Here is a 7,343-nt window from a genome sequence, read left to right on the forward strand (position 1 = left end):
GTTCCGGAGAAGTCCTCGATGGGACTGATCTCCTCGAAGATCTCTTCGAGACCGGATTGGGCCGGAACGTCCTTGCGCCCGGCCTGGCGAGCCGCCTCTACCCGGGACTTCCACTTCCCGTTGCCGAGCAGCCAGTCGAAGGACTCGGTCTGCAGAGCGAGAAGATCGGGAACTTCGAGCGGCTCCTGAATGCGCGAGAAAGAGACGCGATGGGGACCAGCGGGTACGGCGGAGGCATGGCGCGAGGCTGTCAACAGATGTCCTTCCGGAGGGCACGGATGGAATCGAACTGCGCGCACGCAAAACGCCCCGGCCGGAGCCAGGGGCGTCGAGAGGCAACGCGAGGAAGAAGCATAACGCAAATTGCAAACGCGCGTCCACACGTACTATGAGTGTCAACCTCGGTGCTGGGATCAGCATCGCACAGCCGGGTGTACGCGTCAAGTCTCCAGTCTTTGGGGCGCGACCGGAATCGATGGGTATAGCACCTTTCGAGGCATTTGCCCTGTGGTTCTTGGCCGCGTGCCCGGCGTGTTCCGCCTGCGTGCCCAGTCCGGTGAGGGGAGGCTGGTTGATCACACGACGAGAGTTCCTGAAGACGGGCGTGGGCGGGGCGGTCCTCCTCGTCTACCGGGGATTGGCGGGCGGTTCCCGGGCGATCGGTGCGATCATGAACCCCGCCAGGATCGCCAAGTACGTCGTGCCCCTGCCCGTCCCACCCGTGATGCCGTCCCTCTCGGCGCGGGGCGAGCCGATCGACCGCTATGTGATCGCCGTCCGCCAGATCCGCCGGCAGATCCTGCCGCCGGGCGACCCTCCCACGACGGTGTGGGGGTACGGGGCGGTCCAGGACCCGGGGACGTTCAGCAGCCCGGGGTTCACCCTGGAGGCGGTGGCCGATCGTCCGGTACGAGTGCGCTGGGTGAACGAACTGGTCGACGAGAGCGGCGGGTATCTGCCGCACCTGCTGCCGGTGGATCCCACTCTGCACTGGGCCAACCCCACGGACGGCCCGTCCGGACGGGATTCGCGTCCCCGGTTCACCTCCACACCGAACCGGTATCGCGGGCCCGTCCCGCTGGTCACCCACCTGCACGGCGGGCACAGCGCCGACCACAGCGACGGTTTCCCCGAGGCGTGGTACCTGCCGCGGGCCAGGGACCTCCCCGCCGGATCGGCGACCGAGGGCTCCCTGTACGCGAGGTTCCGCGCCATGTACGCCCGTACGCACGGCGTGTCCTGGAGTCCGGGCTCGGCGGAGTTCCATTACGGCAACCAGCAGCGGGCCGCCACGATGTGGTACCACGATCACTCGCTGGGGATCACCCGGCTCAACACCTACGCCGGGCTGGCCGGGTTCTACCTGCTGCGCGGTGGTCCCGCCGACCTGCCCCCCGGCGTCCTGCCCGGCCCCGCGCCTTCGGCCGGCGACGACGGACGCGGCCCGTACCACGAGATCCCGATCGTCATCCAGGATCGGTCCTTCGCCTCCGACGGCTCGCTGTTCTACCCGGGAAGCCGCGCCTTCTTCGACCGGTTCGCCGGGCCGTACATCCCAAGGAGCGACCTGCCCCCCATCTGGAACCCGGAATTCTTCGGCACGGCGATGATGGTCAACGGCCGCACCTGGCCTTACCTGGAGGTCGAGCCCCGCCGCTTCCGGTTCCGGTTCCTCAACGGCTGCAACGGCCGGGTCCTCGACCTGAAGATCGTGACCGACCCGATGGCGAGGCGTCCCGTGCCGGCGGCCCTGCCCGTGTGGCACATCGGGTCCGATGGAGGCTTCCTGCCCGAGCCCGTGCGACTCGGCCGCATCCTGCTCGCCCCGGCCGAACGGGCCGACGTGATCGTCGACTTCACCGGCCTGCGGCCCGGCACGGCCCTCTACCTGATCAACGAGGCCCCGGACACGGCCTTCCCCGGAGACGGCCACACCCCGCCGGCGGACCCCGCCACCACCGGCCAGGTGATGAAGTTCGTCGTACGGCCCTTGGCGGGACAGGACCGCAGCGTGCCGCCCGACCAGCTCACCCTGCCGTCCCTCACGCGGATCGGCCAGGAGAGCAGGACGCGCAAGGTCGCCCTGCTGGAACAGGACTCGGCGGTCGTCCACGGCGCCGGCCCGACGGCGGTGCTGCTCGGCACCCTGGACGGAGGCAGGAAAGCCAGGATGTGGTCCGACCCGGTCACCGAGAATCCCGCCCTAGGCGCCACCGAGATCTGGGAGATCCACAACTTCACCCCGGACGCCCATCCCATCCACGTGCACGAGGTCCTGTTCCACGTCCTCGACCGCCGGTCCTTCAACGGCGCCGCCCGGCCCCCCGAACCATGGGAACGGGGGTTCAAGGACACGGTGATCGCCTACCCGCACCAGATCACCCGGATCAAGGCGACGTTCGACAGGGCCGGTCTCTTCGTCTGGCACTGCCACCTGCTGGAACACGAGGACAACGAGATGATGCGCCCCTACCGCGTCGGCGCCTGAGCGCGCCCGGACGCGCCGCCGACCGTCACCGGCCCGGCCGAACAGCGCGAGCAGGGCTCATGTGCCCGTCGCGGCGGCACTCAGCGATCCACCGTGGCGCGCCAGCGGAGGCAGCGGTGCATGGAGCCCTCTCGCTGATCATCCGCTCTCCTTCATGAGCCGCCGTATCGGGGCCGGAGGGTGTCCGGCCCCGAAAACAGACGGTCAGGCGGAGGAGGAAGTGATCTCGGTGCGGATCTGCTTGGCAGCGGTGACGAGGTTTTCCAGGGAGTCGCGGGTCTCGGGCCAGGCGCGGGTCTTCAGGCCGCAGTCGGGGTTGGCCCACAGCCGGTCGGCGGGGATGGCGGACAGCCCCTTGCGCAGCAAAGAAGCCACCTCCTCGACGCCGGGGACTCGGGGGGAGTGGATGTCGTAGACGCCGGGCCCGACCTCGCGGGGGTAGCCGGCCTGGGCGAGTTCCTCGGCCACCTGCATGTGGGAGCGGGCGGCTTCGAGGCTGATGACGTCGGCGTCCATGTCGTCGATCGCGGCGATGATCTCGCCGAACTCGGCGTAGCACATGTGGGTGTGGATCTGGGTCCGCGGCCGCGCCCCGGCGGTGGCCAGGCGGAACGCCTCGGTGGCCCAGGCGAGGTAGGCGGGGCGGTCCGCGGCGCGCAGGGGCAGCGTTTCACGGAGCGCAGGTTCGTCCACCTGGATGACGGCGGTGCCGGCGGCTTCCAGGTCGGCGACTTCGTCGCGCAGGGCGAGCGCGACCTGCCGGGCGGTCTCGCCGAGCGGCTGGTCGTCGCGGACGAACGACCAGGCCAGCATGGTGACCGGGCCGGTGAGCATGCCCTTCACTGGGCGGCTGGTCTGGGACTGGGCGTAGGTGGTCCAGCGCAGGGTCATCGGGTGTGGGCGGGAGATGTCGCCGGCCAGGATCGGCGGTCGGACGTACCTGGACCCGTAGGACTGGACCCACCCCTGCTGGGTGGCGATGTATCCGTCGAGTTGCTCGGCGAAGTACTGCACCATGTCGTTGCGCTCGGGCTCGCCGTGCACGAGCACGTCCAGGCCGCTCTCCTCCTGGAAGGCGAGGACCGCGCGGATCTCGGCCTCCATGCGCGCGTCGTAGGCATCCTGGTCGATGCGCCCGGCGCGCAGGTCGGCGCGGGCGGCGCGCAACTCGGCGGTCTGGGGGAACGAACCGATGGTGGTCGTGGGCACCAGCGGCAGGTCCAGATGGTTGCGCTGGGCTCGCGCCCGTTCCGCGTAGGGTTCAGCCCGCCTGGTGTCCTGCCCGGTCACCGCAGCCGCGCGTTCGCGGATCGCCGGGTCGCGGGTGAGCGCGGACGTCCTGCGGGACTCCAGGGCTTCGCGGTTGTCGGTGAGGTCGTCAGAGATGGCGCGGACACCGCGGTTCAGACCGCGGGCGAGGGCGACGATCTCGGCGGTCTTCTGCCGGGCGAAGGCCAGCCATGGCCGGATCTCAGGATCGATCTCCGTCTCGGCGGCGGCGTCCAGCGGGACGTGCAGGAGCGAGCAGGACGCGGCGACGTCCACCTGCCCGGCCAGTCCGAGAAGGGTCGCCAGGGTGCTCAGCGACTTCTCCAGGTCGTTGATCCAGATGTTGCGGCCGTCCACGACGCCCGCGATCAGACGCTTGCCCGGCAGCCCGCCGGCGGCCGCCAGGTCGTTCAGGTTGGCGGCGGCCGGGCCGGTGAGGTCGAGCCCCAGACCCTCGATCGGCGCATGGGCCAGCACAGACAGGGCTTCCCCGAGGTGGTCGAAATAGCCGGCGACCAGGATCTTCGGGCGCTCGGTGAGTGAGCCCAGCCGCTGGTAGCAGCCGGCGACGGCGTCCAGGACGGCCTGCGGCTGGTCCTGGACCAGGGTGGGTTCGTCGAGTTGCACCCAGCGGGCGCCCGCTTCGTGCAGTGCCGCGAGGATCTCGGCGTACACGGGCAGCAGCCGGTCGAGCAGGGTGAGCGGGTCGAAGTCCGCTGGGGCGTCCGGCGCTGGCTTGGCCAGCAGCAGGTAGGTCACCGGGCCGACCAGGACTGGCCGCGGGTTGTGTCCCAGTGCCAGAGCCTCACGCAACTCGCTCACAGGCTTGGAGGGGTCGGCCGCGAAGACGGTGTCCGGGCCGAGCTCGGGGACCAGGTAGTGGTAGTTGGTGTCGAACCACTTGGTCATCTCCAGCGGCGCGACGTCCTGAGTACCGCGCGCCATCGCGAAATAGCCGTCCAGCGGGTCGGCCCGCACGGCGGCGCGATGCCGCGGCGGGATCGCGCCGACCATGACCGTGGTGTCCAGCACGTGGTCGTACAGAGAGAAGTCGCCGGTCGGGACCTCGTCGATCCCCGCCTCGGCCAAGCGGCGCCAGTTGTCGCGGCGCAGCCCGGCGGCGACGTCGAGCAGTTCGGCGTCGGTGGTGCGGCCGGCCCAGTAGCCTTCGACGGCCTTCTTCAGTTCGCGGCCCGGTCCTTGGCGTGGGTAGCCGTACACGGTGGCCAGCGCGGTGGGCGCAGGGGAACTCTCGGCCATGAAACTCTCCTTCGCGAGTCACGGAGACCTCGACGGAACCCCGGGGCGAAGGCACGGCAGATGGTGCGGACCCACGGTCAGGTCCGCGTCGTCACGCCGGCCCTCCCACGAGGCCGTCGAACGTCACCGCGCGCGGTCGCGCGCGGGCAGTGGCAGGTCTTCGGACTCGTGGGCGCCCATCTCGTGCCTACTGGCCGTCGCTTCCCGGGTCCTTGGATCGGATCCAGTGCGTGTGACGGCGGTCGTTCCCACTCACCGCTGCGGGGCAGTCCCGGATTCACACCGGGTTCCCTCTTACGACGCTCCTGCCTGGCGGGCAGGGCGAACCGACTGCACCCCCGAGTCTAGAGTGCCGCAGCGGCTCGGGCGAGTGCTCGACGTGCCGGGACCGGGTCGGTCGCCGCGAATGGGGGTGGTCGGGGTGTGGCGCCATGCCGATCCGCGCCGACTTGGTGACGATGTTGTGGAACGCGGGCGCGGATCCCGCCCTGGTCGCTCAGTGGATGGCCGAGACCCAGGTCCAGCAGGTAGCCGCTCAGGCGCAGCTACGCCAAGTGAGCGGCGGGCGTCGGATGACACGAGGAGATCGATGCCATGGTGACCGCGATCGAGGACCACGTTCAGGTTCTGGCGGAGGCGGATCCGAACGACAAGGCTCAGGTCGACGCGGAGATCGGCCTGCGGCTGACCTACTACCCCGAGAAACAGCTAGTGGAGGCCCAGTCGCAACCGGACCTCCACATGCGCGAAGGGTACGTGTCCGAGGGGGGACTTGAACCCCCATGCCCCGTAAAGGGCACTAGCACCTCAAGCTAGCGCGTCTGCCTATTCCGCCACCCGGACAGTGGTGCCTGCACGTGAGAACGTCTCCCCGCGTCGGCTGCACCAGGTTAGCAAACAACGGGCACTGCGTCATACCGGGATTCGGACGCGGGTGCGGTGGGCCCGTGCCGAGGGTCTCCTTGGGCGGAAGCCGGGGTGCCCGGAGGTCTTCCCGGGCGGCGGGCCGGGACGCGCGGTGGGCTCCTCGGGCGGGCGGGCCGGGGTGGCTGGAGCGGTGCTTGGGCGGCAGGCCGGGGGTGGCTTGGGTGGGGGGCCTGGGGTGGTGTGGGTGGTGCTTCGCGGCAGGCCGGGATGCTTGTGGGCGTGCTTGGGCGGCAGGATGGTGGGCGTTAGCGCGTACCGAGCCGAAGGAGCACGTATGACCGCGTTCAATGCCGAGGACGAGGTCGTCGAGCTGTGCCGCGACCTGATCCGCATAGATACGACGAACGCAGGGGACAACGCGGGGCCGGGGGAACGGATCGCCGCCGAGTACGTCGCGGGCAAGCTGGCCGAGGTCGGGCTGGAGCCGCGGATCCTGGAGAGCGACAGCAAACGGGCCAACGTGATCGCCCGCATCCAGGGGGCCGATCCCAGCCGTGAGGCGTTGCTGCTCCATGGGCACCTTGACGTCGTCCCTTTCAACGCCGGCGACTGGACCCATCACCCGCTGAGCGGGGAGATCGCCGACGGCTGCGTCTGGGGGCGCGGCGCGGTGGACATGAAGGACATGGACGCCATGATCCTCGCGGTCGTCCGGCAGCGTCTGAGCGAGGGGCGCAGGCCGCCGCGCGACATCGTGCTCGCGTTCACGGCGGACGAGGAGGCCGGCGGCCACTACGGCGCGCAGTGGCTGTCCACCGAGCACAAGGACCTGTTCGAGGGATGCACCGAGGCGATCGGCGAAGTCGGCGGGTTCAGCGTCTCCGTCGACGAGGCCAGGCGGCTCTACCTGATCGAGGCCGCCGAGAAGGGCATCGCCTGGATGAGGCTCACCGCCGCCGGGCGCGCGGGGCACGGCTCGATGCTGAACAGCGAGAACGCCGTAACGGAGCTGGCGGAGGCCGTCGCACGCATCGGGCGCTATGAGTGGCCGGTACGGCTTACGCCGACGGTGCGGGCCTTCTTCCACGAGGCCTTCGACATCGAGCTGGAGGCCGGCGACGCCGAAGCCACGGTCGCGAAGCTGGGCCCGCTCGCCCGCATGATCGGCGCGACGCTTCGGAACACGGCGAACCCGACCATGCTCGCCGCCGGGTACAAGGCGAACGTGATCCCGCAGACCGCCACAGCGCACGTGGACGGCCGTTTCCTGCCGGGGTACGAGGAGGAGTTCTTCACGACCCTGGACGACCTGCTGGGGCCCAACGTGACCAGGGAGTTCGTCTATCACGACGTCGCGGTGGAGACGGGACGATGTCCTGCCGTTCGAACGCGCCGAACGGGCGCGAGTCGTAGCCGAGGCAGCCAAGGTTCGTGTACGTGTAGTTCACGTACGCCTGCA

General features: G+C 69.9%; 4 protein-coding genes, 1 tRNA gene and 1 riboswitch. Of the genes, 2 read left to right on the forward strand and 3 right to left on the reverse strand.

What is annotated here, in order from left to right; all coding sequences use genetic code 11:
- Positions 1-254: hypothetical protein (locus tag AB0B89_RS33310; protein ID WP_358560721.1), on the reverse strand; the 254-nt coding region annotated here is incomplete at its 3' end.
- Positions 255-571: 317 nt separating this feature from the next.
- Here AB0B89_RS33310 and AB0B89_RS33315 point away from each other — a divergent pair.
- Entirely contained in the window at positions 572-2,488 is a 1,917-nt protein-coding gene (locus AB0B89_RS33315) for a multicopper oxidase (RefSeq protein ID WP_358560724.1), read from the forward strand.
- Positions 2,489-2,692: 204 nt separating this feature from the next.
- Here AB0B89_RS33315 and metE read toward each other — a convergent pair whose 3' ends face one another.
- A complete protein-coding gene (gene metE, locus AB0B89_RS33320) occupies positions 2,693-5,017 on the reverse strand; it encodes a 5-methyltetrahydropteroyltriglutamate--homocysteine S-methyltransferase (protein WP_358560727.1) in 2,325 nt (774 codons plus the stop codon).
- Between the two features lie 154 nt (positions 5,018-5,171).
- Positions 5,172-5,314: riboswitch (cobalamin riboswitch) on the reverse strand.
- 460 nt (positions 5,315-5,774) lie between these two features.
- Positions 5,775-5,860 (reverse strand) — tRNA-Leu (locus AB0B89_RS33325).
- Positions 5,861-6,218: 358 nt separating this feature from the next.
- On the opposite strand from AB0B89_RS33325, the gene AB0B89_RS33330 reads away from it, so the two are divergent.
- Positions 6,219-7,343 (forward strand): M20/M25/M40 family metallo-hydrolase (locus AB0B89_RS33330; RefSeq protein WP_358560730.1); only part of this gene is annotated, 1,125 nt, incomplete at its 3' end.

The organism is Sphaerisporangium sp. NPDC049002 (assembly GCF_040649355.1).
GTDB lineage: Bacteria > Actinomycetota > Actinomycetes > Streptosporangiales > Streptosporangiaceae > Sphaerisporangium.

What these genes read in the sequence shown, in the direction of transcription:
- metE (WP_358560727.1), bottom strand. Translation starts at nt 5,017, where the DNA reads ATGGCCGAGAGTTCCCCTGCGCCCACCGCGCTGGCCACCGTGTACGGC.